Origin of the sequence: Ferrovibrio sp., assembly GCF_017994015.1 — a bacterium.
Taxonomy (GTDB): Bacteria; Pseudomonadota; Alphaproteobacteria; order Ferrovibrionales; family Ferrovibrionaceae; genus Ferrovibrio.
The window spans coordinates 20,921-47,912 of the sequence record NZ_JAGOLP010000024.1; the positions used below are offsets into that span (position 1 = coordinate 20,921).

Genomic DNA, 26,992 nt, shown 5'->3' on the forward strand with positions numbered 1-26,992 from the left:
GACACCACCCCATGCGCCTCAGCCTAGCCGCCTTTTCCGCCAGCCTGCGCCGCAGCGCCATGCCGCTCTTAGCCGCCATCGCTTTCCTGCTGCTGTGGGAAGCGCTGGTGGTGCTGTTCAGCGTGCGGCCGATCCTGCTACCGGCGCCGCATCTGATCATTGCCGAAATCGCCGAATTTCCGCTCTGGTTCCTGGAAAACAGCTTCTACACCCTGGGCATCACCTTAAGCGGCTTCCTGGTGGCTGCCATCCTGGGCATCGCCTTTGCCATCGCCATTGTTGAATCACCCGCCTTCGAGCGCATGATCTTCCCGCTTTTTGTGGCGCTCAACAGCGTGCCGAAAGTGGCGATTGCGCCACTCTTCATCATCTGGCTCGGCACCGGCGCCGAGCCGAAAATTGCCATCACGACACTGATCGCGGTATTCGCCATTGTGATCGACACGGCATTGGGCCTGCGTTCGGTGGCGCCGGATATCATCGACCTGGCCAAGGTGCTGCGCGGCGGCCGCTTGCGCATCCTGTGGCGCATCAAACTGCCTTGCGCCCTGCCCAGCCTGTTTGCCGGCCTGAAAGTGGCGATGTCGCTGGCTCTGGTGGGGGCAATTGTGGGCGAGTTCGTCTCGTCGCAGAAGGGCCTGGGCTATATCATCCTCAGCGCCCAAGGCAATTTCGACACGCCGCGGGTTTTTGCTGCCATCTCTATCCTGGCGGTGATCGGCCTGGGCCTGATGGGTTTGCTGAACATGCTGGAAAAAATGGCCCTGCCCTGGCGGCGCGGCCGTGGTGGTGCTCATGGTTGAGGCAGACAAGATGCGGCAGGTTGAAACTGATATCCTGATCATCGGCGCCGGCGGCGCCGGCATGTATGCCGCGCTGGCTGCCGCCCGCGCCGGCATGGATGCCCTGCTGGTGGATCAGAGCCTGATCGGCCGCGGCGGCGCCACCATCATGGCGCAGATGACCGTGGCGGCCGCCTTGAGCGAGGCTGAGCCTGACGATTGGCATCTGCATTATGCCGATACGCTGAAAGCCGGGCGTGGCCTGTGCGATCCGGCCCTGGCTGAATTACTGTGCCGCGAAGCCCCGGTGCGTATCCGCGAGATGGACGAGTGGCAGGTGGGCTGGGCGCGCAACGACAAGGGCATCGCCCAGGTGATGGCGCCCGGCCATAGCCGCCAGCGCTGCTGCTATGTGGATGTGCTGAATACCGGCCCGGCCATTGCCGCCACTTTACGCAAGCAGGTGGCGCGGGAAAATCGTATCCGCCGGGTCAGCAATCTGGTGGTCACTGACCTGCTGACCGATGCCGAAGGCTGTGCCGGGGCTTTTGGCTATCTGCTGGCCGAGGGCGAGCCGGTGGCAATATCCGCCCGTGCCGTGATCATCGCCGCGGGTGGCCTGACCAAGCTGTATCGCCGCAACAGCGCCAGCGCCAATATGGGCGGACATTCATATCATCTGGCCTTGCAGGCCGGCGCTGAACTGATCGATATGGAATTTGTGCAATTCTTTCCCATCGGCCATCTGGCGCCACGCCTGGTGGGGATGGACCCGATCATGTGGGATCCATTCCGCTACAAACTTGGCGGCCGGCTGCTGAATGGCCAGGGCGAGGACTTCATCGGCCGCTATGATGGCAGCAATGCCGAAGGCTATACCACCACCCGCGACCTAACCACATTTGCCATCCTGAGCGAAGTGGCGGCCGGGCGCGGCACCCCGCATGGCGGCGCCTGGCTCAGCTTCCGGCATCTGCCGGAAGCTGATCTGCTGGCGGCTTTCGGCCCGGTGATCGACAAGCTGCGCAAGAACGGCATCGACCTTTCCAGCATGGATGTGGAAGTGGCGCCGATTGCGCATTACCACATGGGCGGTATCCGCGTGGATACCGCGATGCGCACCGGCCTGGCCGGGCTTTATGCTGCCGGCGAGGCGGTGGGCGGCGCCAATGGCGCCAACCGGCTTTCCGGTAATGCGATCCCTGAAGCCCTGGTATTCGGCTGGGTGGCGGGGCAAGAAGCGGCGCAGCAGGCCGCGCCGCGTCGCGCCTTGCCGGCGGCAGCCCTGGCGGCAGCTTTGGAGACGTACCAGGCACGCTTGCGGCCAACGGATAACAACCACGATGTGATCGGCGCACTGGAAGCCGAATTGCCCGGCCTGATGTGGGACAAGGTGGGGCCGTTCCGCAATGCCGCCGATCTGGCCGCAGCGCTGAAGCGGCTACGCGCTATGCAAATTGAACTTGCAACGGCAACGGCCGGTGAGAACCCGGTGTTCAATATGCAACTGCAATCCTGGTATGACCTGCGCGCGGCACTGAGCAGCGCCGAAGCGGTAACGCTGGCGGCGCTGGAACGGCGCGAAAGTCGTGGCGCGCATCAGCGTGATGATTTTCCGACCTTGCAGGATAGCTGGCAGCGCAACCTGATTATCCGGCGCCAGGAAAATACCCTGGCCTTAAGCAAATCCCCGCTATTGACGGTGGCCGCATGAACGAGACTGAGACCATCCTGCAAATCCGCCGTGGCACAAATCCGGCCGAGACGCAGTATCAGGATTTTCAACTGCGCTATGAGGAAGGCACATCGGTGCTGGATGCGCTGATGCGGCTGCGGCGCGAGCAGGATTCCAGCCTGGCTTTCCGCTATGCCTGTATCAGTGCCAATGTGTGCAAGGAATGCGTCATCCTGGTGGATGGCGAGAAGGAATATGCCTGCACCACGCGGCTGCGGCCCGGCCGCATGGTGCTGGAGCCGCTGCCCGGCAAGGGCCTGCTCCGCGATCTGGTGACCGATACCGTGCCGCCACGCGAAAAGCTTTAACGAAACAGCTTGGCCAGGCGCTGCTTCAGCAAGGCCCACAGCATCGCCGGCAGATTGATATCCGTCTCTACCACCTGGGCAGCATCGCCGCGCAGCATGGCGCTGAGATTGGCCGCAAAGCTGGCCGCCATGCGGGCAGCAAAATCCGCCACCAGTTCGGAGCGGCCAAATTGCGCCAGCGCGCCGGTAAGCTGATAGCGGATTTCGATATCAATCGCGGTGCGATCCGCTGACAGCGCGCGCAGGGCATAGCTGACCGCACCCTTGGCGCTGGAGCCGCCCTTGGCATCACGCCCCTGGCCGGTGATGCGGCCACGTTTCTGCGCTTCGTCGCGCTCAATCTCGGCCTGGCCGGCAAAGCTGGCGCGGATCGGGCCGAACTTCACCGTCAACTGCCCGCTGACCTGATTGCCAACCACCTGCTGCACGCTGGCGCCCGGCAGGCAGCCGGCAACGCGGGCGGTATCGGCCAATGCCAACCACACCGGATCGATAGCTGCATCAATCTCCAGGCTCTGGCGCAAAACCGGGCCATCCTGGCCGAGAGCCGCGGCCACCGCAGCGGGTTTTGGCGCCGGCGTTGCTGCCGCAACTGGTGCTGCCGCCACGGCTGTTATCGCAATTGCTTCAACCGCCATTGGCTGACGCCCCTGGGCCACAGCGCGGATTGCCGCCACAATGCCCATATAGCCGGTGCAGCGGCAGATATTGCCGCTCAATTCGCGCCGGATGATGGCTTCATCGGCATCGCCATAACGCAGGATGATATCGCGCGCGGTAATCAGCATGCCCGGTGTGCAGAAGCCGCATTGCAAGCCATGATGCACCGAGAAGGCTTCACGCAAGGCCGCCATCAGTTCGTCGCCATCAAAGCCTTCGATGGTACGCACCTGGCTGCCGCTGCAACTGACCGCCGCAGGCAGGCAGGAGCGCATCGGCTGGCCATCGATCAGAATGGTGCAGGCGCCGCAGACACCCTGCTCGCAGCCCAGATGAGTACCGGTGAGGCCAACCTGCTGGCGCAGAAAATCGGCCAGATGGGTGCGCGGCTCAGCCTCCGCGTGGCAGGCTTCGCCATTCACCGTGAGCGATACCTTGGTCATGCCAACTTTCCTTCCAGCCCGGCCAGCGCACGCTTCACGGCGGTGCGATACATCTGCCGCGCCAGTTCCGGCCGCGCCGCCAGCCGCTGATCAATTTCTGCCAAAGCCACAGGCAAGGCCGCAGCAACACCCTGTTGCAGCAGCAGCGCGGACGCCTGTTCCAGCACAATCGGCGTGGTCTCGATGGCGCCGCAGACGACCCGAGCATAACCGCGCCCGGCATCCAGCATCACGGCCCCGATGGCCTTGGCAAATTCGCCGGTCTTGCGGCAGAGCTTGTGATAGCTCCACTGCGCCTGCGCCGAAGCCTTGGGTACAATGATGCGTTCCAGCAATTCGCCAGCTTCAAGCTGCGTAGTGAAACCACCCAGCATGAAGCCATCCACCGACAACAGGCGCTGTGTCTTGCCATTGCCAATCTGCAAACGCGCATCCAGGCAAAGCAAGGTGCTGATCCAATCCGCTGCCGGATCGGCATGTGCCACACTGCCGCCAATGGTGCCGCGATTGCGCACTGGTCGATAAGCAATGCCGCCGGCCACATGCCGCATAAGGCCATTGCCGGCATCCGGCACCAGACCATCCTCAAAAGTCGCATGAGTGATCGCTGCGCCATAGCTATAGGCATCACCATGATCCTGCACCGCGCGCAGGGCCGGCACATGGCGCAGATCAACCAGCAGGCTCGGCCGGCTCAGGCGCAGGTTCAGCATCGGCCCCAGCGATTGCGCGCCGGAAACCGGGCGAATATCGCCCTCGTCCTGGTGCAGCGCGGTGTAGATTTCAGCCAGCTCCGCAGCGCGCATATACTCATAGGCGACCGGCTTCATTCTGCGGCTTCCTTCTGGCCGGCTTGCAGCAAGGCTGTCAGAATCCGCTCCGGCGTAGCCGGTATGGTGCCGATTTCAGCGCCCAATTCTGCCAGTGCATCATTGATTGCATTGACGATGGCGCCGGCCGGCGCAATGGCACCGCCTTCGCCCACGCCCTTGATGCCATGCGCGGTATACGGCGACAGCGATTGCGTATGGCCGATACGCATGGCGGGAATCTCGGTTGGCCCGGGCAGCAGATAATCCACCAGGGTGGAAGCCAGCGGCTGGCCGGCGGCATCGTAGCTGCTTTCCTCAAACAGCGCCGTGCCGATGCCTTGCGCCGCGCCGCCAAAGGTCTGGCCTTCCACGATCATCGGATTCACCATCTGGCCGCAATCCTCAACAATGGCGTAATCGAGGATTTCCACCATGCCGGTTTCCACATCCACCGCTACCAAAGCCGCATGCGAGGCATAGGAGAACACGCCGGTATCCACCTTGGGCTTGTAGCCCTCGGTCACTTCCAGGCCATGAGTGTCCACGCCTTCGGGCAACGTCTCGGGCCGCAGATACCAGGCGCGGCCGATATCGGCAAACCCTACCGAAGCATTGCCGGCATGAATGCGGCCATCACGGAACTCAACCTCGTCGGCACGGGCCTGCAAGAGATGCGCGGCAATGGCCTTGATACGCACGGCCAGTTCGGTGGCAGCTTTTGATACAGCGCCGCCGGCCATCACAATGCCACGTGAGGCGTAGGCGCCGGTGGAATAAGGCGTCAATGCCGTATCGCCCAGGCGCACCTTGATATCCCCAAAGGCCACCGGCACGATGTGATGTGCCACCTGCGCCAGGGTGGTTTCCAGGCCCTGGCCAATTGTGTGGATGCCGGCGCGCACTTCCAGCGTGCCATCGGCATTCAGCTTCACCGTGGCCTGCTCAAAGCCCGGCACCAGCGGCAGGCCCCAGGCGGCAAACACCTTGGTGCCATGCGCCGATTGCTCGGTATAGGTGGCCAGGCCCAGGCCGATGCGGCGGCCATCGGGCAGCACACGCGGGCCGCTGCGGATTTTCTCCAGGCCGATCATCTCGGCCACCTGCCGCAGCGATTCAGGATAATCGCCACTATCGTAATGCTTGCCGGTTACATTGGTGTAGGGCATGGCACTTCCCTGCACCAGATTCTCCGCCCGCACCTGCATCGGATCACGCCCCACGGCGCGGGCCACGGCATCAATGGTCAATTCGATGGCAAAGCACACACCGGGCCGCGCCACGCCGCGATAGGGCGCAAAGGGCGGCTTGTTGGTGGCGACTGAATAGGTGCGGCAGCGATAGGCGCGGAAATCATAAGGCCCCGGCAGGTTGCCGCCGGCCTGCGCGGCTTCCAGGCAGGCGGTGAACGGCCACACCGAATAGGCGCCGGCATCCACCATCACTTCGGCATCCAGGCCCAGCAGCCGGCCGTTATTATCGGCATAGGCGGTGACCTTGTAATGATGCTGGCGCGCATTGGCGCCGGCGGTGAGATGTTCGCGGCGATCTTCCACCCAGCGCACCGGGCGCTTCAAGTGCATTGCCGCCCAGCACACCGCAATCTCCTCCGGCTGCAACAGGCACTTATAACCAAAACCACCGCCCACATCTGGCGGCACCACACGCACACGCGCCTGATCGATGCCCAGGCATTCCGAAAGGCCGGTGCGGATCAGATGCGGCACCTGGGTGGAGGTGTAAACCACCAGCTGATCGGCCTGGAAATCCCAATAGGCCAGCACGCCCTTGCCTTCCATCGGATGCATGCATTGGCGTGCGGTGGCATAGACGCGCTCCACCTTGATCGGCGCGGTGCGGGCCACTTCCTCGATGCCGCTATCGAAGAAGGTTTCCAGAAACAGATTGTCGCCCCATTCCTCATGCAGCAAAGCGGCGCCAGGCGCACGGCCCTGATCGCAGCCGACGATGGGCGGCAATTCTTCAAAATCCACTTCAACCAGCTCGGCCATGTCTTCGGCGGCGGCGCGGCTTTCGGCCACGCACATTGCCACCGCTTCGCCGACATAGCGCACCTTGCCGGTGGCCAGAGCCGGATAGGCCGAAAGTTTGTAGCCCGGCAGGCTGGAGCGCGCCACGATGGGGCTCACATTCTGCAAATCCTCGGCGATGAATACCCGGCCACCAGCCGGCTTGCTGATACCGCGAATGCGGCCATGCGCAATCGGGCTGCGCAGGAAAGCCACTTCCAGCAGGCCCGGCATGGCGATATCGCCTACAAAGCGGCCGCGCCCATGCACATGGCGCTCGTCTTCCTTGCGCCGTACCCGGGCGCCGATGCCGCTGCCGGATTGAGCAATGCTCATGGCTTCACTCCCTAAACCTGAAGCAAGGCAACCGGGCCACCAGATCGGCGGCCCGGCGCCATGCTATTACACCTTCTTGCCGTACGGGAAGTTCAGCATGCGGGCCTTCATGAAGGCCAGTTCGCTGATATTGGTGTACGGAATAACCGTCTCGCGGAACTTGATGATGCTGTCGAACAATTCGCGGCTCAGCGCATCTTTCGAGGCAACATCATTCACCACGTCATTCGACGCCCGGCCCAGTGCGATCAGGGTGTCATCATCCAGCAGCTTGATCTGCACCTTGTGGTCTTCCACCATGGTCTTGAGCGCAATCGCATTCTTGGCGACGAACTCGTTGACCACCAGCGCATTGGCATATTCGTTGGCGCCCTTGACGATCTCCTTCAGGTCATCCGGCAAAGCCTCATAGGCCTTCAGGTTGACGAAACAATCCAGGATGCCGCAGGGCTCGACCCAGCCCGGCCAGTAGTAATACTTGGCCAGCTTGTGCAGGCCAAAGGCCATGTCGTTGACCGGGCCGACAAAGTCGGCGCCGTCAATGGCGCCCGATTGCAGCGCCTGCGGCACTTCGCCCAGCGGCATCGCCACCGGCGTGGCACCCACAGCCGACAGCACGCGCGCACCAAGGCCGCCCAAGCGCATCTTGAGGCCCTTGAAGGAATCAATCGAGGTCAGTTCCTTGTTGAACCAGCCGAAGCCCTGCACCGAGGTATTGCCGCTGCGGAACATCTTCACGCCGAGCTGGGCGTAAACCTTGCCGGCCAGTTCTTCACCGCCACCAAACTTGTACCAGGCATCCTGCTCCTGGGTGGTGAGGCCAAACGGCACCGGCGACAGGAAGTTCATGGCATTCAGCTTGCCAACCCAGTAGGGCGGATAGCCATGGCCCATTTCCAGGCCGCCATCGGCAACCGTGTCCATCACCTGCAACGGCGGGGCGATTTCACCGGCAGCATAGAGCTTCACCGTCAGGCGGCCGCCCGAAGCCTTGGTGATGTAGCTGGCCACGGTTTCAGCACCAGTGGCGAGGACCGGCGAATTTTTCGCCCAGGTCATCTGCATCTTCCACTCGATCTTCTTCTGCGCAATCGCCGGCTTGGCGAATTGGCTGGCGCCGAGACCAAGCGCTGCCGCGCCCGCCCCCAGTTTCACAAATTCACGACGCTTCATTGTTGGTCTCCTCTGTTTCAGACTTCAGTTTTCACGCTTAGCCAAACAAGACTTTTGGCAGCCAGGTGGCCAATTCCGGCACGAACCAGATGGCAACGACGCCGAAAAGCTGCAGCAACACAAACGGGATCACACCGCGCATGATGTCGATGGAGCGCAATTGCGGCGCCACGCCTTGCAGATAGAACAGCGCAAAGCCGAAGGGCGGTGTGAGATAGCTGGTCTGCAACACGATGGCCATGGCAGTGCCGAGCCAAATCGGATCAACACCCAGGATGAACAATGCCGGCGCGAAGATCGGCACCACGATGAAGATGATCTCGAATGTGTCGAGGATGAAGCCGAGCAGGAACATCAGCGCCAGCACAAAAATCACGGCGCCGCTTTGGCCGCCGGGAATCTGCCGGATCAGATCAGTGATGATATCCTCTCCACCCAGGCCACGGAAAACCAGTGAGAAAAATGTTGAGCCGATCAGGATGGCATAAACCATGACGCTGATCTGCAACGTATCCTGCGACACACGCCAGAGCAGATCGATGGTCAACTTGCGCTTGAGCAAAGCCAGCAGCATGGCGCCAAGCGCACCCAGCGCGGCCGATTCCGTGGCGGTGGCAATACCGGTGAGGATCGAACCGAGCACCACCAAGATCAGGGTAAGCGTTGGCAAAGCCGCCACTAGCACGCGGCGCAGGCGGCCATTTCGTTCGGCTTCAGTCATTACGATGGCTGGGCAACTGGCCGGATCGCGGATCGCCTTGTAGATCACAAAGGCAATAAACCCGGTTACCAATACCAGGCCGGGCAGCATAGCGGCGGCAAACAGGTCGGTACTTGTTACTACATCGCCGCCAAACTTTCCCAGTTTCATATTGGCCTGGCTGTTGGCATTTTGCAGCATGATACCAAGCAGGATCAGCACCGTGGAGGGCGGGATAAGCTGCGCCAATGTACCGGAAGCACAGATCACACCGCTTGAAAGCTTGGGATCGTATTTCGCCTTGGTCATTGCCGGCAGGCTGATCAGGCCCATGGTGATGACGGTGGCGCCAACAATACCGGTGGAAGCCGCCAGCAGAGCGCCCACCAGCACCACTGAAATCGCCAGGCCGCCGCGCAGATCACCAAATAGCTGGCCCATGGTTACAAGCAGATCTTCGGCCAGCTTGGATTTTTCCAGCACCACGCCCATGAAAACAAACAGCGGCACCGCCACCAATGTTTCATCCACCAGAATAGTGACAATGCGGCCCGGGATGGAGGACAGCAGCACCCAGCTGAAATCGCCGGTGAGCACACCGAGGCCGGCAAAGATCACGGCGGTGCCAGCCAGACTGAACACGACCGGAAAACCACTGATCAGAATGACAAATACACCCGCGAATAGCAGCAATGCGAGAATGTGCGGAATTTCAAACATGCGACGCACTCTCGCTGCGGGCGGGGAACAGGATGTTAAGGCTGCGCAGCACAAGCGCCAGTCCCTGCAATGAACACAGCGCGCTGAAAACCAGCACGCTGGTCTTCATCACATACATAGCCGGCAGGCCACCGGCCGTAGCCGAGCCCTCACCCATGCGGATTGAGCGCATCGCAAAGGGCCAGGCGAATTGCCAAAGGATGTACATGGCGGGCCACAACAACAACAGCACACCAAGGATATTCACCAGCGCCTTGCCGCCGGGTGCGAAATCCTTGAACAGCACATCCACGCGCACATGTTTTTCATGTTTCAGCACATAACCGGCACCGAGCGCCACGGTCAGGCCGTTGAGCCAGATGAAAGCTTCGCTCAACCACGGGAAACCGACATGGAAGGCATAGCGCAGCACCACAACTGCTGCGGCAATCACAATGACAAACGGCATCGCTGCCACCAATACACGACCAACGCCCTCATTCAGCGCATCGATACAGCTAGCCAAGGTCAAAGCGATCCGCCGCACATCCCACTCCTATGAAACAGTCCATACCGGCCAGGGCTTGCGGCCCTGATAGGCTTTTGCCAAGGCCAGCAACGGCGCCTCGGCATACCAGGGCGCTACAAGCTGCACACCCAGCGGAGCCCCTGCATGATCCGTGCCGCAAGGCAGACTGATGGCGGGATGGCCGGTGAGATCAAACCAGCTCAGATAGGGTGTCCATTCGCGGCGCATGTCGCCCACTTCCACACCATCCACTGCAATCGGCGCCAGTACTGGATGGTCGGCAGGCAGCGGGCCGCGGCTACCCACCGGGGTGAGGATAAAATCGGCACCGGCAAACAATGCTTGTGTGCGACGGAAAATCTCGGTGCGGCGATAGAGTGCGCGCTGCAATTCCAGGCCGGAATAGCCCAGGCCTTCGCGGATACCGGCCACCAGGCTCGGCTCCAGCACATTTTCCAGCTCCTTGAACTGTGCCGCAAACCGCGCCGCCCAGTTGGATTGTTGCAGAATGCGCCAGACAGGCTCGGCATTCTCGATCTCGCCATCATGCAGGCTTACCTGCATGCCCAGCGCCTTGAACGCCTCCACTGCCTGCATGGTCGCAACGCGAACATCCTCGGCCAGATGCTGGTTGCCGGCTTTCAGGATCACCAGCAGGCGCTTGCCCTGCCAATCCATCGGCTGGCCCAGAGCCGCCATCGCAGCAGGCGCCGGCAGGCCAATCGAATGCGGATCGGCATCAAGCGGGCCGCTCAGCGCATCCAGCGCCTGTGCGATAATCTCCACCTCGCGCGCGATCAGACCAAGGTGGATAAAGTTGGCAAAGCCCTCGGGTACCAGGTCATGCGGGATGCGCCCCAGCGTGGGTTTCAGCCCAACCACGCCACAGCAGGCCGCCGGCAAGCGTGTCGAAGCGCCGGCATCGGTGGCTAATGCCAGCGGCACCTGCCCGGCAGCCACCGCCGCGCCCGCACCGGCGCTGGAGCCACCGCATGTCACGGCCGGATTCCACGGATTGCGCGTCAAACCATGTGCCGCTGAATACCCCATCATTGCATGGGCGAATTCGGTGGTGCTGGTCTTGCCAACGATCACTGCGCCGGCAGCACGCAGCCGTGCCACCGCAATCGTGTCTTTCGCTGCCGGCGCCGCCTGCGCCATGCTGCGCGAGCCCCAACGTGTTGGCATGCCCGCCACATTGAGAATGTCTTTGACGCCAACCGGCAGGCCAAAAAGTGGCAGGCTGGCATCGCCCTCAGCATCCAGCTTCGCCGCCGCAGCCAAAGCAGCAGCGCCATCAACATGCACAAAGGCATTGATGCCGGCACGATCATCGGCAATGCGCTCAAGCGCTGCCGCAGTCTGTTGCAGCGCCGCCCCGCCGTTAACCGGCGAAGTAGCGCCAAGGTACGTAGTTGCCATGTCCCACCCGCTCTGGCCACGCCCTGAAATATTTATGATGTTATACTGATGTTTTTTCCGGTCGAACGTCAATGCTGTTTTTCATTCCGCAGTCATATTCGTTGCCAAGGATGTCGTGAGACGAAACGGCAATGAGTATATTTCCTGCGTATTATCTGGATTTTTTCTTGTCGTTGGCGTCCTGTCGGTTTATTCAAGATATTGAAGTTGCTGCTGTGTCGCGGCTCGCCTTGCTGGATAATTATGCAGCAACCGCCCGTTTATCGACCAGATTGATTGCCGGCCATGCAGACTGGTTCAGGCGCGTGTGAATGTGGCATATAAGCTAGCTACAAGTTGTTGAACAACGTATCAGGGGCTTTTGCATCGTGGCAAAAAAGAAAGTACAGCGCCGCGCCTCGGCCGAGGCGGCGCCGAATGAGCTCAATCTGCTGATTTCAAAAATGCCGCTCTGGGCGCGGCCAGGTTTTCTGATTCGCCGCCTGCATCAGATTCACTACGCGCTGTTCTATGAGGAATGCGCCAAGTTTGACATCACGCCCGTGCAATATGGCCTGCTCACCACGTTATCAATCACACCGGACCTGGATCAGAATTCGCTCGGCCGCGAATTGGGCATTGATCGCACCAATGTGGCCGATGTGCTCAACCGCCTGTCAAAGCGCGGTCTGCTGGAACGTCGCCGCAGCGACAAGGACAAGCGCATGGTGCTGGCCCGCCTGACGCCGGAAGGCGAAGCCGCAACACGCGAAATGTATGAGGCAATGCAGCGCGCTCAGGCCCGCTTGCTGGAGCCTTTGCTGCCTGAAGAACGCAATGCCTTCATCACCACGCTGATCCGGCTGATTGATGGCAACAACCATCTCGGCCGCACCATCTTCAATCCGAGCTAGCCTATCCCTCAGATCGGATAGACCAGCGAATTCGCCACCAGCAGATTGTCGTAGACGCATTTGCGCTCGGCCAGCAGCAGAGAACCATTCTGACGCTTGAACGTGTCCAGATAAACGCCGACCTGATGCAATGTGGTTTCCGGCCGGTCAAACAAGGTTTGCAGGATGATATAGTTGGCGCGGGCCTGGATGCTGCCATCCTCGGCCAGTTTCACCACGCGGGTATTGGCGATGAAATGCCGCAGGTAGCGCGGCGCAAACATTGCAGTCTTTTCCACGGCAAAGGCACGATCCGCCAGCATGCCGCGGCCCTCACAATAAATCAGGCCAACCGGCAGGTTGCGGTCAAAATTCTCGCGCGCGGTCACCACATAAAGCGCATCCTCGGTGAAAAAATCCGGCCAATCCTGCAAGCGGCCTTCATCCAGGGCGGCGCTGTAAGCGGCGTTGAAATCCTCGATCTCCTGACGCAGCAGCAGGTTCTGCATCACGGCATCGGCATTCGGGGTCATCTGGCTGGTCATGCTGGTTTCCTCACAGATCGTCGACTTACAGGCCCATCACGCCACGCCAATGCCCATACATGGCGCGGATCGCGGATTCCGAGATCAGCGTATCCGATGTGCCCGCCGGCGTGGCCGGATCAAGCGCCACCAGATGCTGACCATTGGGCACGCTCTTCATGCCATCCTGCACAAACTTCATCGCTTCGTTATCTTCCAGGCCGAGGAAGCCGGCCGGCCCCATCAGATTGCCTTGCCGCAGGCGATGCCGGGTCATTTCCTCATCATCACCTTCGAATCCGAACATGGTCCACACCATGGTGAATTCGTTCGGACCATTCGGCACAATCTGGCGCAGGCCGAGTGTGTTCATCTCTCGCTGCACGATCAGGTTGGGCCAGATTGTCGACATGGTGACCGACCATGGCGAATCGAATTCGCCGATGAAATCCATGAAGCGCGGCTCCTGCAGCACCATGCCTTCCTTGTAGGCGCGCATCTCCTTGCGTGAGCTTTCGCTGACCTTGGCCCCTTCCTGCTTGGCTGAAGCCATCACGCCATGGCGGCCGCTGGCATCGCACAGCATCAGCGACTTGTTGCCCGCCACCAGCAGGCCGAAAGTGACCAGGAAGGTATGCAGCAATGTGGCGTGATACGGGTCTTTCAGATTCTCGTGATAAAGCTTCCAGTTGCCCGGCAGCGTGTTGCGGTAATAACCCAGCACCTTGAGTTTGCGGCCATCAAAGGTGGCGTCAAATTCACGCAGGATATCGGGGCCGAGATACTCCTCCAGCGATTCAATTTCCGCATCATAGGAAGCGAATACCACCCCACGCCGCGTTGTCACGTTCAACTTCTTCAACGAATGGTCGGCCGGCTTGAAATCCTTCGGCATGCCGCCCTTGCCATCAACACCGCGGCGAAACGGCACGCCGGCCAGATTGCCGCGCAGGTCATACGACCATTGGTGATAAGGGCAGACAAACTCCTTGGCATTGCCGCGCAGGTCGCGGCAGAATTCGGCGGCGCGATGCGCGCAGCGATTCTCGAACACATTGATGCTGCCATCCTCGGCCCGCGCCACCACCACCGGGGTCGGGCCGACATTGGAGCGGATGTAATCGCCGGCTTCCGGAATTTCCGCTTCCAGCGCCACGTAGTTCCAGGTCCGACCGTGGAAGATACGCTCCACTTCGCGCTGATAGATTGCCTCGTCGGTGTAAACCCAGTCCGGGATCCGGGTGAGACCCTCGGCCGGCCAGACATAGTTTGCAAAGGAAGGCGCGGCGATTTTTGTCGGGGCTTGCTGGTTCACGGGGCATTCCTCACTGTGGCTGAGTATTTCCGCATCCGCCCAGGCAGCGCCAAAATCTTCCGGCGGGGCGGTTTCATGTTTTTCGAGCAGGCCACGCAGCTTGCGCGCCTGGGCAGCATCGCCGAAGCAGATCGCCGCCTTCATTTGTGCGCCATCGTAGAGCAGCGCCAGCATGTCGCCCGGCAACGCGCCGCGCTTCACGGCAGCGCGCAGGCCCGGCTGCGGCAGGCCGAATATCTGCACGCTAAGGCCAAATTGATCGGTCCAGAACCACGGCAACGGCGTTTCCGGCAAAGGCAAATCCAGCATCGCGGCAGCGGCAATGCGGGCCTGGATTTCAGCATTCTGCCAGGATTCAAAGCGCAGCGGCGGCAGGCCAGTATCGGCATGATAAAGCGCACAATCGCCGGCAGCATAAATATCCGCAGCGCTGGTGCGGCAGGCAGCATCCACCTGGATCGCCCCGGCCTGCACAATCAGACCGGCCTCAGCTGCCAGTTCGATATTGGCCAGCGAGCCGATGCTGACCAGCAATAGATCAGCTTCCAATTCTGCGCCTTGGGTAAATTCAAGCCGCACGGCCTTGCTGGCGGCGCTGATGCCGGCTGGCGCTGCGCCGAGGCGGAATTGTACGCCCTGGCTTTCCGCCACCTGCTGAAACAAAGCCGCAGCCGGCGCCGGCAGCAGCCGCGCCAGCAGATGCGGTTCACGTTCCACCACGGTAACGCTTTTGCCCAGCTTGGCGGCCAGCCCGGCCACTTCCAGGCCGATGAAGCCACCGCCCAGCAGCACCACACGCCGCGCCGCCTGCAAACGCGGCTGCAAGGCCGCCACATCAGCCAGATTGCGCAAGGTCAATATACGCGGATCGTCCGGCAAATCGGGCAATGGCCGTGCCCGCGCGCCGGTTGCCAGCAACAATTTGGTGAAAGCCAGTTCCGAACCATCATCCAGACGCAGCTTTTTCCCCGCTGGCAACAACGCTACGGCATTGCGGCCCGGGCGGAAATCCAGCTTCAAGGCTTCAAATGCCGCTTCAGGCAACACCAGACAATCCGCCTGGCTCTGGCTGCCATCCAGCAATCCCTTGGACAATGGCGGGCGCTCATAGGGCAGATGCGGCTCATCCCCCAGCAACACCAATGGCCCGGCATAGCCCTGTTTGCGCAAGGCCTCGGCGGCACGCAGGCCGGCTTGGCCGCCCCCCACGATCACAATCGGATCACTCGCCGCGCATGTAGCCGGGCAAGCAGTTGCTTCCACCTCGGCAGCAGCGTCGGCATCGATATCAACCAGGATGGCATCACCTTCCAGCTTCACCGGATAGGTGGCCAGATCAACCGTGACCGGCGCGCCCTGCGCCTTGCCGGTGCGGATATCAAACAAACCCTGATGGATCGGGCATTCGATACAGCCATCCTCGATATAGCCATCTGACAGGAAGGCGAATTGATGCGTGCAGATATTATGCGTGGCATAAATGGCGCCATCGAGCTTGTAGAGCGCCACCGGCTTGCCAGCGACATCGACGCCGATCACGCCGCCTTCATTGATATCCCCGATCGCTGCCGCGCGATGCCAAACCATGTTTGTCTTTCCCAGGCAATTTTGTTCAGTATACCTTTGTATTTTTTTCCACTCAACGAGATTTTATGGCTGCACAATCGAAATGCAATTGCCCATTTCGCAAGCCCATTAATATGGCAAACCAGCAATTTCGCCAGAAAATCAAAGCCTAGCTGCGAAAACAGCATCTTGCCTTGTCCGTCCCTTTTATTCAGTATACCATCATAGATGACCAGCCCAACGCAATGAAGGAAAGCTGCGATGATCAAGGAGCCGCTCGCGCAAAAAGGCAATTATCTGCATATCTATGATTTTCATGTGCTGCCCGGGCATGAAGAGGAATTCATCAAGCTGTTTGATGAATTCGATTATTCCGATGGCAATCCGATGCACAAATCTGATGCCCAGGTGAAGGATGGTGTGTTGTGCCGCGATACCGAGGATCCCACCCGCTTCTACCTGATCGCCGAATGGGCCGATATTGAGGAGCATGCGCGTATCCGCAAGATTCTCGCCGAAGTGCTCAAGCCCAGCTTCATCAAGCTGATCGCAGGCGGCAAGTTTGTGCCGCGCTATGGCAAGGTGGTGTCCAGCACGCCAGAGCATATTCTCAACAAGCCGGCGGCTGAGTAACCCCGGACAAGCAGGCAGGCTGACATGGACTTGTTCACTTTCTTCCGGTCATCGACCTCGTATCGGCTGCGCATCGCCCTGGCTTTCAAGGGCCTGGATTATACGCCGCATTATGTCAGCCTGCCGAAAATGGAGCACCGCCAGGATTCCTACCTGGCGCTCAATCCCCAGGGCCTGGTGCCGGCCCTGGTGGATGATGGCGCGGTCTACACCCAGTCGCTCGCCATCATGGATTATCTGGATGAGACCCATCCCTCGCCGCCATTCCTGCCCCAGGCGGCGGCGGATCGTGCCTATGTGCGCGCGTTGTCGCAGATCATCGGCTGCGACATTCACCCGCTGAATAATGTGCGTGTGCTGAAATACTTGCAGGGCCGCTGGGAATTCACCGATGCCGAACGTGACGAATGGTATCAGCACTGGATCGCCGAAGGCCTGCGCAATTTCGAGGCGATGCTGAACAGCAGCGGCAAGGCCGGTCGTTTTTGCTGCGGGGACACAGTGACCAGCGCCGATATCTGCCTGGTGCCGCAGCTTTTCAACGCCCAGCGCTTCAATTGCGACCTGAGCCCCTATCCGCGCTGCAATGCCATTCTGGCCGCCTGCATGGAACTGCCCTGCTTCGAGCAGACCCAGCCGAAATACCAGCCTGACGCTTTTTGAACAGACAAGTCGGCAAGGCTCAATTCCAGCCCGGCACCCCGGCCATATTGGGCAGCCGGTGAGCTATACCTTTGTGGCAATCAATACAGGTCTTCTCGCCGCTGAACAGATAGGTGGAATGCATGATCCCGGCGCGTTCAGATTGCCTGGTCAGGTCCATCGATTCCATGCTGTGACAATTGCGGCATTCCAGCGAATTGTTGGTCTTAAAGCGCACCCATTCGTGCTGCGCCAGTTCAAGCCGCTTATCAAGAAACTTCTCTCGCGTGCTGATAGTGCCGAAAATCTTGCCCCAAACCTCTTTTGACGCCTGCATCTTGCGCGCGATCTTGTCGGTCCAGTTATGCGGCACATGGCAATCCGGGCAACTGGCACGCACACCCGAACGATTGGTGTAGTGGATCGTTTCCTTCAATTCAGCAAACACATTGTCGCGCATCTCGTGGCAACTGACGCAGAAACGCTCGGTGTTGGTCAGTTCCAGAGCGGTGTTGAAACCACCCCAGAATAGGATGCCGGCGATGAAGCCGCAGGTGACCAGCAGGCCCAGGCTCAGGCTGGTGCTGGGGCGGATCAGAGTGAGCCAATATGGCTGAACCCAACGCAGCAAACGGCGGATCATTGCCGCCTGCCCGTGCCGGCGCTGCCCTGGGCTTCGCGCTGGCGATTGATCAGCGTGTCTATATCCACAAACCCATTCTGCACAAGCGGCTTGGCATCATGCTGCGACACGTGGCATTGCGTGCAGAAATAACGCCTGGCCGAAACACTGGCCAGTATCTGATCATCACGATCCATAAAATGCGTCACGCTGATCATCGGCGCCTGGCTCATCTCGGTCATCTGCCGGCTGTGGCAGGACAGGCAACGATTGGCATTAAGCGACACTTCGTAGCCTTGGATTGAATGTGGGATCACCGGCGGCTGTTCCGGATAATTGCGGCTGCGGCGGCGATCATCGTTCACTTCGCGCGCAATCGGCAGCGGTTCGGTGCTTTCGGCAATCGGTGTCGGACCACGCAGGCCAACCACATCGGCAGCCTGTACCGATACCGCGCCGCCCAGCAGCAAGAGAATGCAGATCAGCAGGCGGAGTTTTGTCATTGCACACCTCCGCCGGCACTGGCCAGCTTTTCGATGCGCACCGCGCATTTTTTGAAATCGGTCTGCTTTGAGATTGGATCGGTGGCATCCAGGGTCACCTTGTTGATCAGGATGCTTTCATCGAACCAGGGGATGTAGACCAATCCCGGCGGCGGCTTGTTGCGGCCACGTGTCTCCACCCGGATACGCACCTCGCCCCGGCGTGATATCACGCGCACCTCGTCGCCTCGGCGCAATCCGCGTTTCCGCGCCTCATCGGGATGCATGTAGCACAAAGCTGACGGCACGGCGCGATGCAGTTCCGGCACCCGTCGCGTCATCGAGCCGGAATGCCAATGCTCCAGCACACGGCCGGTCACCAGCCAGGTATCGTATTCGGCATCCGGGGCTTCTGCCGGCGGCTCATATGGGAAGGCAAAAATACGCGCCTTCTTGTCCTCGAAGCCATAGAAGGCTACGCCCTCGCCCTGTTTCACATAAGGATCAAGACCCTCGCGGTAGCGCCAGCGGGTTTCCTTGCCATCCACCACCGGCCAGCGCAGGCCGCGCTCCTTGTGATAGCGGTCAAATGGCGCCAGGTCATGACCATGGCCTCGGCCGAATTCGGCATATTCCTCGAACAGCCCCTTCTGGATGTAGAAGCCGAAGGCGCTCGCCTCGGCATTGTCATAACCCTGCTCAACATCGCTGGCCGGGAAGCGGTTGGCGACACCATTGGCAAACAGCACTTCATATAATGTCTTGCCGCGATAGGCCGGATTGGAATCCAGGATTTCCTTCGGCCAGACTTCCTCCGTCTTGAAGCGTTTGGAAAATTCCACCAACTGCCAGAGATCGGAGCGCGCCTCACCGGGCGCCTTGACCAACTGGTGCCAGAAATGTGTGCGGCGCTCGGCATTGCCGTATGCGCCCTCCTTTTCCACCCACATTGCTGCCGGCAGGATCAGGTCGGCGGCGCGCGCCGTCACCGTGGGATAGGCATCCGACACCACAACAAAGTTTTCCGGGTTGCGATATCCCGGCAAACCTTCCTGCATAACATTGGCCGCAGCTTGCATGTTGTTATTCACCTGCACCCAATAAGCACTTAACTTGCCATCGCGCAGCATGCGGTTCTGCTCCACGGCATGATAGCCCGGCTTGTCAGGCAGCAGGCCGGCCGGCAATTTCCAGATCTTCTCGGTGATCTCGCGGTGCTTTGGATTGGTTACCACCATATCGGCCGGCAATCGGTGGCTGAAAGTGCCCACCTCGCGCGCCGTGCCGCAGGCGGAAGGCTGGCCGGTAAGCGAGAATGGGCTGTTGCCCGGCTCGGAGATTTTACCGGTCAGCAGATGGATATTGTAGACCATCTGATTGCACCACACGCCGCGCGTATGCTGATTGAACCCCATGGTCCAGAAGGACATCACCTTGCGGTTCGGATCAGCGTAAAGTTCGGCCAGCGCTTCAAGCTGACGCACAGGCACACCGGAAAGCTTGGATACCTTTTCGGCGGTATAATCCGCAAGATGACGGGCAAATTCATCAAAGGTCATCGGCTGTGAACCACCGGGATCCGCCCGGTTGGTGGCCTTGGCTTCCAAGGGATTTTCACTGCGCAGGCCATAGCCGATATCAGTGTTGCCGCGCCGGAAGATCACATGCTTATCAAGAAATTTGCGATTCACCCGGTTGGTGGAGATTATGTAGTGCGCGATGAAATTCAGGATCGCCAGATCGCTATGCGGCGTAAAGATCACCGGCACATCGGCCAATTCAAAACTACGATGTTCGAAAGTGGATAGCACCGCCACCTTGACATGCGGATTGCTGAGCCGGCGATCCGTCACCCGTGTCCACAGGATCGGATGCATTTCAGCCATGTTCGAGCCCCACAACACAAAGGCATCGGCGGCTTCGATATCGTCATAGCAGCCCATCGGCTCGTCCATGCCAAAGCTGCGCATGAAGCCGAAAGCCGCCGAAGCCATGCAATGGCGCGCATTCGGATCGAGATTGTTGGAACGGAAGCCGCCGCGCATCAGCTTGGTGGCGGCATAACCTTCCCAGATCGTCCATTGCCCAGAGCCGAACATGCCCACAGCTGTTGGCCCCTTCTCGCGCAGCACACGCTTGAACTGCTCGGCCATGGTATCAAAGGCCATATCCCAGCTCACTGGCTGGAATTCACCATCCTTGGCATAACGGCCATTCTTCATGCGCAAGAGCGGCCGGGTCAGGCGATCCTGGCCATACATGATCTTGGATAGGAAATAGCCCTTCACACAATTTAGACCGCGATTCACCTCAGCCTTCACATCGCCATGCGTGGCCACCACCTGATTGTCGCGTGTGGCCACCATCACACTGCATCCGGTGCCACAGAAACGGCATGGCGCCTTCGACCATTTCAACCGGGCCTCATCACCCGGGATCACCACATTGGCGGCCTCTGCCGAGAATGGCAGGCCCACGGCACTGGCAGCAATCGCGGCCGCCTTGGCTTTGATCATGTCACGACGACTGGGCTTCATGGGCTACTCCTGCGGGTCGGAGACGACTAGGTCGGTGGCTGGTTCAATCTGGTGGTAGACCAGGGTTGCGGCGAGCACCCCCTGCATGGCCTGGATCGTCTCCAGATGCTGCGTGATGCCATGCTGATCGGCGGTTTCAAGCACCACTACCAGCTTTGCGGCGCCAGCCGGAGAATGGATTTCGGCTTCCGGGATCTGGGCGATCCGGTGCCGCAGCACAGCTTCGTGTTCTGGCCGCACATGCACCACCAGGCTGGAGATATGGCTTTCAGCGGGCAACATGGCGCGCCTCATCAGCCGGGGGCATAACGCCAGCCTGGATGGAAATGGCAGCACCCGGGCACGGCGCCTGGCAGGCGCCACAACCGGTGCAGCTTTCGGCAATGATGCGTGGCTGCGGCACTTGTCCGACCTGGTGGCTAAAGTGGATCGCGCCAGCCTCGCAGGCATCCTTGCAGCTATGGCAGACAATGCCCTGGCCAGCCAGGCAACGCTGATTTATCACGGCCAGCTTGTGCCACGGCGCTTCCTGGCGCGGACGGAATACGGCCTCGGCACAGGCATCGACACAGGCAGCGCAAAAGCTGCAACCGCCCCGACTGAAATCCAGCATCGGGAAGCCTGCCTGATCGGCCAGCAAGATAGCCTCCGGGCAGGCAGCGATGCAGGCGCCGCATTTCGTGCAGGACGTGGCAAGGCGACGGCTATCGGTCCAGGGCGGACGATCTACATCCTTGCTGCGGCCGCGCAGGAAAGCGCGGCGCTGCGGATCAAATTCTGGGCTGAAGCCGGGCGCGGTCATACTGATATTCAGCCGGCCGGTGGGCCGGCGATCATCTGGTACATCCAGACCGCGAAGCCATAGCTGCCGACAATTGCGACCGCTAGGCCGGGCGCAATCACGCCCGTAAGGAACAAAAACACGATCCACTCACGGCGCCGCGTATCGGTGGCCGTATCGCGCTGGGCTGTCCCCATGCGTCACGCTCCCCTTGGCTGAAAGGCATCTAATAATGATTATTATTTGAGCGATAAGCCGAAATAATCGGCACATAAACCCTACACCCGGCTGATCGCCGCTGCAATTAAAAAAGCAGCCTGCATCCTGCATTACACGACACTGGTGCAATGAAGAATTATTATCAGGAATGTCGAAAATGTTTGGGGAAACTGGTGGGCGGTGAGAGGGTCGAACTCCCGACATCCTCGGTGTAAACGAGGCGCTCTACCACTGAGCTAACCGCCCTGGATGCCAAATTCAGGCTGGCTGCTTATAACACCGCGCGACAGTCCGGGCAACGCATGGCCGGCACTGGCTGATGCGGCGAAATTCGGCCACACTTGCGCCATGCTGGCAGCCGAGTCAAACATGCTTCCCGAGGATCTGGCGCAATTACTGGCGCTGTGGCAACAGAAACGCGGCGCGCGACTGATGCCGGCGCGACGCGACTTCACCGTGGAGGAATTCGCCCGCTGGCTTGGCCGGCTGCACCTGGTTCGGGTCGAGGGCGATGAAAACGGCATCGAACACAGCGATGGCCGTTATATTGTATTCGCCACCGCCTCGGTGGAACGTTATGGCCGCGAGATGACTGGCAAATGCCTGAGCCAATATGCGCCGCCTGAAATGGCCCGGCGCGCGCTGGCCGATCATTATGCCCTGCTACACGAACGCGGGCCGCTGCAAAGCCATGTCAATGACAGCTTCGGCCCGGTGCTGATGCACTGGACCCGCCTAGCCCTGCCGCTGAGTGAAGACGGCCAGCGCATCGACCGCTATCTGGTCGGCCTGCACTACCATCTTTAGTCAGCCAGCTGTAATCAGCAGATCAGCCGACAGCTTCCTTCAGCGTCTTGCCGGCGCGGAATTTGGCCTGGCGTGTCGGCGGCAGCTCGATGCGTTCGCCGGTGCGCGGGTTGCGGCCCGGGCTGGCGCGGCGCGTGCCGACGAAGAAGCTGCCGAAGCCGACAATGCGCACTTCCTCGCCATTCTTCAGCGAGGCGGTGATCAGATCGAACACCGCCTCCACTGCCCGTTCCGCCTGTTCCTTGCTCAGCCCGGTGGTCTCGCGCACCTGGACCATCAGATCCTGCTTGTTCACCGTCCAGCCTTTCCTAGTGCTTGATCACGCCAAGCTTGGCATTATCGCCTTCGGCTTCCACCACCGGCGGCTTGGCGAGGTCTTCGTCATCGGCCCATTCAATCGCAGTCAGCGGGGAAACCAGCGCTTCACGCAGCACTTCCTCGCAGGTCGACATCGGCAGAATCTCCAGCCCCTTCTTCACATTGTCGGGGATTTCGACCAGATCCTTTTCGTTATCCTTCGGGATCAGCACCTTCTTGATGCCGCCGCGATGCGCCGCCAGCAGCTTTTCCTTCAAGCCACCAATCGGCAGTACGCGACCGCGCAGCGTCACTTCACCGGTCATCGCCACATCCTTGCGCACCGGAATCCCGGTCAGCACGGAAACGATGGAGGTGACCATGGCAACACCGGCCGAGGGGCCATCCTTGGGCGTGGCGCCTTCCGGCACGTGGATATGGATGTCGCGCTTATCAAAGATCGGCGGCTTGACACCGAAGGCCACGGCACGCGACCGCACGTAGGAGCGCGCCGCCTGCACCGATTCCTGCATCACTTCGCCAAGCTTGCCGGTGATCGTCATGCGGCCCTTGCCGGGCAGCATCACGGCTTCGATCGACAAAAGCTCGCCGCCCACTTCGGTCCAGGCCAGACCGGTGGTGGTGCCGACCAGGTCTTCCAGCTCGGCCTCGCCATAGCGGTATTTGCGCACGCCGGCATATTTTTCCAGATTCTCCGGCGTCACCTTCACGCTCTTGCTGTCGGTGGTGAGGATTTCCTTCACCGCCTTGCGCGTCAGGTTGGCGATTTCACGCTCCAGGCTGCGCACACCGGATTCCCGCGTGTAATAGCGGATCATGTCGCGCAGGCCTTCATCGGTGATCGACCATTCACCCTTTTTCAGACCTGCCGCCGTGATCTGCTTTTCGATCAGATGGCGCTTGCAGATTTCCAGCTTCTCATCCTCGGTATAGCCGGGGATGCGGATGATCTCCATGCGATCCAGCAGCGGCTGCGGCATGCGCAGGCTGTTGGCGGTGCAGATGAACATCACGTCTGAGAGGTCGTAATCAACTTCCAGGTAATGGTCGTTGAAGCTGTTATTCTGCTCGGGGTCGAGCACCTCCAGCAATGCCGAAGACGGATCGCCGCGGAAATCCTGGCCCATCTTGTCGATTTCATCGAGCAGGAAGAGCGGATTGGTGCTCTTGGCCTTCTTCATCGACTGCACGATCTTGCCCGGCATCGAGCCGATATAGGTGCGGCGATGGCCACGGATCTCGGCTTCATCGCGCACACCGCCCAGCGACATGCGCACGAAGTTGCGGCCGGTGGCGCGCGCAATCGACTTGCCGAGCGAGGTCTTGCCGACGCCGGGCGGGCCGACCAGGCAGAGGATCGGGCCCTTCAGCTTGGCCGAGCGCTGCTGCACCGCCAGATATTCCAGGATACGTTCCTTGACCTTGTCGAGGCCGTAATGATCGTCGTTCAGCACGCCCTCGGCGTTCTTCACGTCCTTGCGCACCTTGGTGCGCTTCTGCCACGGGATCGACAGCATCCAGTCGAGATAATTGCGGATCACGGTGGCTTCGGCCGACATCGGGCTCATCGAGCGCAGCTTCTTCAATTCGGCCTGCGCCTTTTCGCGCGCCTCCTTGGTCAGCTTGGTGGTCTTGATGCGCTGCTCCAGCTCGGCCAGTTCGTCGCGGCCATCCTCGCCTTCGCCCAGCTCCTTCTGGATCGCCTTGAGCTGTTCGTTGAGGTAATATTCGCGCTGGGTCTTCTCCATCTGGCGCTTGACGCGCGAGCGGATTTTTTTCTCCACCTGCAACACGCCGATCTCGCCTTCCATCAAGGCATAGACCCGCTCCAGCCGCTCGATCACATTGGCGGCTTCCAGCAATTCCTGCTTCTCGGAAATCTTCACGGTGAGATGCGAAGCCACGGTGTCGGCCAGCTTCGAGGAATCCTCGATCTGGTTCAGCGATACCAGCACCTCCGGCGGAATCTTCCGGTTCAGCTTCACATATTGCTCAAACTGGTTGATCACCGAGCGGCCCAGCGCCTCTACCTCGCGCTGCTCGCCCGGCTGATCAGCCAGCGGCTCGGCATAAACCTGGAAGAAATCCGGATTCTCGCTGTATTTCACGATACGGGCGCGCTGGCCGCCTTCCACCAGCACCTTCACGGTGCCATCGGGCAGGCGCAGCAATTGCAGCACCGACGCAATCGTGCCGACGCTGTGGATATCCTCGGGCTGCGGATTGTCCTGGCCGGCATTCTTCTGGGCCACAAGCAGAATCTGCTTGTCATCTTTCATCACATCTTCCAGCGCCCGCACCGACTTTTCGCGGCCGACAAAAAGCGGCACGATCATATGCGGAAACACCACGATATCGCGGAGCGGCAGGACTGGATAAAGCTGAGCGCGGGGGGAAGTCGACATGCTAAATCTTTGTCTCACTCGGGCGCCGGGGTGATCCCGGCGGCAACCGTTAACGGGTAAGATGGGAGCTTGATGCTGCTACGTCAAGCCATGCCCCCCGCCACAAATCCCGGCAAACCGCCGCTCTGGCTCTTGGCAAGCAATTAGGCCGCGAACAGACGATTCGGGACTCGGGCCGCGCTGGGGATGACTGCATTCTTTTTGCGCCCGTGCTTCGACATTGCCAAGCACCGACGCCGACATCCACTCCGCCACCGCCAAGACAACCGCTGCTCTCGTCACGCACGGCCCTGACCCGCAGCTTTCAAGCTTAACTTGGCGTTGTTCGCAGCGGCCAGAATTCCCAACAAAGTCGCCGTGGTCGACGCAGGCCGACCATCCACGAGTGTTGTTTTTTCACCTAGTTAAGTGAAAAACGTGGATGGTACGCCTTCGCGTACCATGACGGCTTTGCTTTGGTGGCATAGAACACTTTTTTGCGCGCCCGTGTTCTGCCGCAGCAAGATCGCCGGGCGTGGCACACGGCTGTCCGGTTTAGGTTTTGTCGGAGTGTCGAAAGACACGGCATTGCTGAGTTTTTGGCACTTCGTGCCTTGACCAGACACGAAATCAGCGCTGCTGAAATATTGCAGCGCTCAAATCCATCACCCTCACCGTCGTCATGCCCGGGCTTGACCCGGGCATCCAATTTTCTCCGGAATTCAGATAAATTTCTGCAAAAAAAACGGGATGCCCGCATTCGCGGGCATGACGACTTACTGGGGCGCTAACAGCCCATCGGATTAAACCGCACAGTCGTGGGTCGTGGCCCGGCGATGACGAAATGTCAGCCAGAATACCTATATTGGCGGCCGGATTCTGTTTCACGTGAAACAATACGCGAACATTCCAGACTCCTCCCCCAAAATGCAAATGCCCGGCGCGAAGGCCGGGCATTACACAATTTTGTGAGCTTATCGGGAAAACCAGCGTTCAGGCGCCGATATCCTCGCGCTTGCGGTCGGCATAGATTTGCAGCGGCTTGGCGCGGCCTTCCACCACTTCGGGCGAAATCACCACTTCCTCGACGCCTTCCATGTTGGGCAATTCAAACATGGTATCAAGCAGGATGCCTTCCATGATCGAGCGCAGGCCGCGCGCGCCGGTCTTGCGCGCAATCGCCCGGCGGGCGATGCCGGCCACAGCATCGTCGGTGAAGGTGAGGCGCACATCTTCCATGTCGAACAGGCGCTGATACTGCTTCACCAGCGCATTCTTCGGCTTGGACAGGATGTCCACCAGGGCGCTCTCATCCAGATCCTGCAAGGTGGCAATCACCGGCAGGCGGCCGATGAATTCCGGGATCAGGCCAAACTTCAGCAGATCGTCGGGTTCCACTTCGGCCAGGATATCGCCGGCGCGGCGTTCATCGGGGCCACGCACTTCGGCACCAAAGCCCATCGAGGTGCCTTTGCCGCGCGCCGAGATGATCTTTTCCAGACCGGCAAAGGCGCCGCCGCAGATGAACAGGATATTGGTGGTATCCACTTGCAGGAATTCCTGCTGCGGATGCTTGCGGCCGCCCTGCGGCGGCACGCTGGCCACAGTGCCTTCCATGATCTTGAGCAAGGCCTGCTGCGCGCCCTCGCCCGACACATCGCGGG

The 26,992-nt window shown here is 60.3% G+C and carries 26 protein-coding genes and 1 tRNA gene; 7 read left to right on the top strand and 20 right to left on the bottom strand.

What is annotated here, in order from left to right; translation table 11 throughout:
- Positions 1-11: 11 nt before the first annotated feature.
- From KBB36_RS12690 to KBB36_RS12700, 3 genes are read left to right on the top strand one after another with little or no spacing between them, the layout of a single operon-like run.
- Positions 12-803 (top strand): ABC transporter permease, encoded by a 792-nt coding sequence (locus KBB36_RS12690; protein WP_290981218.1) that lies wholly within the window; start codon positions 12-14, stop codon positions 801-803.
- The gene (locus tag KBB36_RS12695) at positions 796-2,496 is read left to right on the top strand and encodes an FAD-binding protein (protein ID WP_290981220.1); all 1,701 of its coding nucleotides are present in this window, start codon (positions 796-798) and stop codon (positions 2,494-2,496) included. The genes KBB36_RS12690 and KBB36_RS12695 overlap by 8 nt, the downstream gene beginning before the upstream one ends.
- Positions 2,493-2,825, top strand: coding sequence for a 2Fe-2S iron-sulfur cluster-binding protein (locus tag KBB36_RS12700; protein WP_290981222.1), 333 nt, complete (start codon positions 2,493-2,495; stop codon positions 2,823-2,825). The genes KBB36_RS12695 and KBB36_RS12700 overlap by 4 nt, the downstream gene beginning before the upstream one ends.
- On the opposite strand, the gene KBB36_RS21000 is transcribed toward KBB36_RS12700, so the two are convergent.
- From KBB36_RS21000 to KBB36_RS12740, 7 genes are all read right to left on the bottom strand, one after another.
- Positions 2,822-3,928 carry a 2Fe-2S iron-sulfur cluster-binding protein gene (locus KBB36_RS21000; RefSeq protein ID WP_366933189.1) on the bottom strand — a complete coding sequence of 369 codons (1,107 nt, stop codon included), beginning with the start codon at positions 3,926-3,928 and terminating at the stop codon, positions 2,822-2,824. The two genes, KBB36_RS12700 and KBB36_RS21000, sit on opposite strands and share 4 nt — an antisense overlap.
- On the bottom strand, positions 3,925-4,758 hold the full coding sequence (locus KBB36_RS12715; RefSeq protein WP_290981224.1) for a xanthine dehydrogenase family protein subunit M: 834 nt from the start codon (positions 4,756-4,758) through the stop codon (positions 3,925-3,927). The genes KBB36_RS21000 and KBB36_RS12715 overlap by 4 nt, the downstream gene beginning before the upstream one ends.
- Positions 4,755-7,103 carry a xanthine dehydrogenase family protein molybdopterin-binding subunit gene (locus KBB36_RS12720; RefSeq protein ID WP_290981227.1) on the bottom strand — a complete coding sequence of 783 codons (2,349 nt, stop codon included), beginning with the start codon at positions 7,101-7,103 and terminating at the stop codon, positions 4,755-4,757. The genes KBB36_RS12715 and KBB36_RS12720 overlap by 4 nt, the downstream gene beginning before the upstream one ends.
- 66 nt (positions 7,104-7,169) lie before the next feature.
- The gene (locus tag KBB36_RS12725) at positions 7,170-8,276 is read right to left on the bottom strand and encodes a TRAP transporter substrate-binding protein (RefSeq protein ID WP_290981230.1); all 1,107 of its coding nucleotides are present in this window, start codon (positions 8,274-8,276) and stop codon (positions 7,170-7,172) included.
- Between the two features lie 37 nt (positions 8,277-8,313).
- A complete protein-coding gene (locus tag KBB36_RS12730) occupies positions 8,314-9,696 on the bottom strand; it encodes a TRAP transporter large permease subunit (protein WP_290981233.1) in 1,383 nt (460 codons plus the stop codon).
- A complete protein-coding gene (locus KBB36_RS12735; RefSeq protein ID WP_290981236.1) occupies positions 9,689-10,222 on the bottom strand; it encodes a TRAP transporter small permease subunit in 534 nt (177 codons plus the stop codon). The genes KBB36_RS12730 and KBB36_RS12735 overlap by 8 nt, the downstream gene beginning before the upstream one ends.
- Before the next feature lie 9 nt (positions 10,223-10,231).
- Positions 10,232-11,626 (bottom strand): amidase, encoded by a 1,395-nt coding sequence (locus KBB36_RS12740; protein WP_290981239.1) that lies wholly within the window; start codon positions 11,624-11,626, stop codon positions 10,232-10,234.
- Between the two features lie 368 nt (positions 11,627-11,994).
- Here KBB36_RS12740 and KBB36_RS12745 point away from each other — a divergent pair, with 368 nt between their 5' ends.
- Positions 11,995-12,519: a MarR family transcriptional regulator gene (locus tag KBB36_RS12745; protein ID WP_290981242.1), complete on the top strand. Its 525-nt coding sequence runs from the start codon at positions 11,995-11,997 to the stop codon at positions 12,517-12,519.
- Between the two features lie 8 nt (positions 12,520-12,527).
- On the opposite strand, the gene KBB36_RS12750 is transcribed toward KBB36_RS12745, so the two are convergent.
- From KBB36_RS12750 to KBB36_RS12760, 3 genes are read right to left on the bottom strand one after another with little or no spacing between them, the layout of a single operon-like run.
- Positions 12,528-13,043, bottom strand: coding sequence for an aromatic-ring-hydroxylating dioxygenase subunit beta (locus KBB36_RS12750; RefSeq protein ID WP_290981245.1), 516 nt, complete (start codon positions 13,041-13,043; stop codon positions 12,528-12,530).
- A gap of 25 nt (positions 13,044-13,068) precedes the next feature.
- Complete coding sequence (locus KBB36_RS12755; RefSeq protein WP_290981247.1) at positions 13,069-15,924, bottom strand: FAD-dependent oxidoreductase; 2,856 nt, start codon at positions 15,922-15,924, stop codon at positions 13,069-13,071.
- A complete protein-coding gene (locus KBB36_RS12760; protein ID WP_290981250.1) occupies positions 15,873-16,172 on the bottom strand; it encodes a hypothetical protein in 300 nt (99 codons plus the stop codon). The genes KBB36_RS12755 and KBB36_RS12760 overlap by 52 nt, the downstream gene beginning before the upstream one ends.
- On the opposite strand from KBB36_RS12760, the gene KBB36_RS12765 reads away from it, so the two are divergent.
- Positions 16,165-16,536 (top strand): hypothetical protein, encoded by a 372-nt coding sequence (locus KBB36_RS12765; RefSeq protein ID WP_290981253.1) that lies wholly within the window; start codon positions 16,165-16,167, stop codon positions 16,534-16,536. The two genes, KBB36_RS12760 and KBB36_RS12765, sit on opposite strands and share 8 nt — an antisense overlap.
- A 24-nt stretch (positions 16,537-16,560) precedes the next feature.
- Complete coding sequence (maiA, locus tag KBB36_RS12770; RefSeq protein WP_290981256.1) at positions 16,561-17,199, top strand: maleylacetoacetate isomerase; 639 nt, start codon at positions 16,561-16,563, stop codon at positions 17,197-17,199.
- A gap of 19 nt (positions 17,200-17,218) precedes the next feature.
- Here the strand turns inward: maiA and KBB36_RS12775 are convergent, their stop codons facing one another.
- From KBB36_RS12775 to KBB36_RS12805, 7 genes are all read right to left on the bottom strand, one after another.
- A complete protein-coding gene (locus tag KBB36_RS12775) occupies positions 17,219-17,821 on the bottom strand; it encodes a NapC/NirT family cytochrome c (RefSeq protein WP_290981259.1) in 603 nt (200 codons plus the stop codon).
- The gene (locus KBB36_RS12780; RefSeq protein WP_290981262.1) at positions 17,818-18,303 is read right to left on the bottom strand and encodes a nitrate reductase cytochrome c-type subunit; all 486 of its coding nucleotides are present in this window, start codon (positions 18,301-18,303) and stop codon (positions 17,818-17,820) included. Before KBB36_RS12780 ends, KBB36_RS12775 begins: the two co-directional genes overlap by 4 nt.
- Positions 18,300-20,819, bottom strand: a complete 2,520-nt coding sequence (gene napA, locus KBB36_RS12785) for a periplasmic nitrate reductase subunit alpha (RefSeq protein ID WP_290981265.1) — start codon at positions 20,817-20,819, stop codon at positions 18,300-18,302. The genes KBB36_RS12780 and napA overlap by 4 nt, the downstream gene beginning before the upstream one ends.
- A 3-nt stretch (positions 20,820-20,822) precedes the next feature.
- Entirely contained in the window at positions 20,823-21,101 is a 279-nt protein-coding gene (locus KBB36_RS12790; RefSeq protein ID WP_290981268.1) for a chaperone NapD, read from the bottom strand.
- Positions 21,088-21,621 carry a ferredoxin-type protein NapF gene (gene napF, locus KBB36_RS21005; RefSeq protein WP_366933190.1) on the bottom strand — a complete coding sequence of 178 codons (534 nt, stop codon included), beginning with the start codon at positions 21,619-21,621 and terminating at the stop codon, positions 21,088-21,090. The genes KBB36_RS12790 and napF overlap by 14 nt, the downstream gene beginning before the upstream one ends.
- A gap of 8 nt (positions 21,622-21,629) precedes the next feature.
- Positions 21,630-21,797 carry a periplasmic nitrate reductase, NapE protein gene (gene napE, locus KBB36_RS12800; protein ID WP_290981271.1) on the bottom strand — a complete coding sequence of 56 codons (168 nt, stop codon included), beginning with the start codon at positions 21,795-21,797 and terminating at the stop codon, positions 21,630-21,632.
- 193 nt (positions 21,798-21,990) lie between these two features.
- Positions 21,991-22,065, bottom strand: a tRNA-Val gene (locus tag KBB36_RS12805).
- Between the two features lie 123 nt (positions 22,066-22,188).
- Between KBB36_RS12805 and KBB36_RS12810 the strand changes: the two genes are divergently transcribed.
- Positions 22,189-22,626: a hypothetical protein gene (locus KBB36_RS12810; protein WP_290981274.1), complete on the top strand. Its 438-nt coding sequence runs from the start codon at positions 22,189-22,191 to the stop codon at positions 22,624-22,626.
- Positions 22,627-22,648: 22 nt separating this feature from the next.
- Here KBB36_RS12810 and KBB36_RS12815 read toward each other — a convergent pair whose 3' ends face one another.
- The 3 genes from KBB36_RS12815 to KBB36_RS12825 all read right to left on the bottom strand — a co-directional run.
- Positions 22,649-22,921 (bottom strand): HU family DNA-binding protein, encoded by a 273-nt coding sequence (locus KBB36_RS12815; protein WP_290981277.1) that lies wholly within the window; start codon positions 22,919-22,921, stop codon positions 22,649-22,651.
- A 13-nt stretch (positions 22,922-22,934) separates the two neighbouring features.
- Positions 22,935-25,349 carry an endopeptidase La gene (gene lon / locus KBB36_RS12820; protein ID WP_290981280.1) on the bottom strand — a complete coding sequence of 805 codons (2,415 nt, stop codon included), beginning with the start codon at positions 25,347-25,349 and terminating at the stop codon, positions 22,935-22,937.
- Positions 25,350-26,321: 972 nt separating this feature from the next.
- Positions 26,322-26,992: AAA family ATPase (locus tag KBB36_RS12825; protein WP_290981284.1), on the bottom strand; the 671-nt coding region annotated here is incomplete at its 5' end.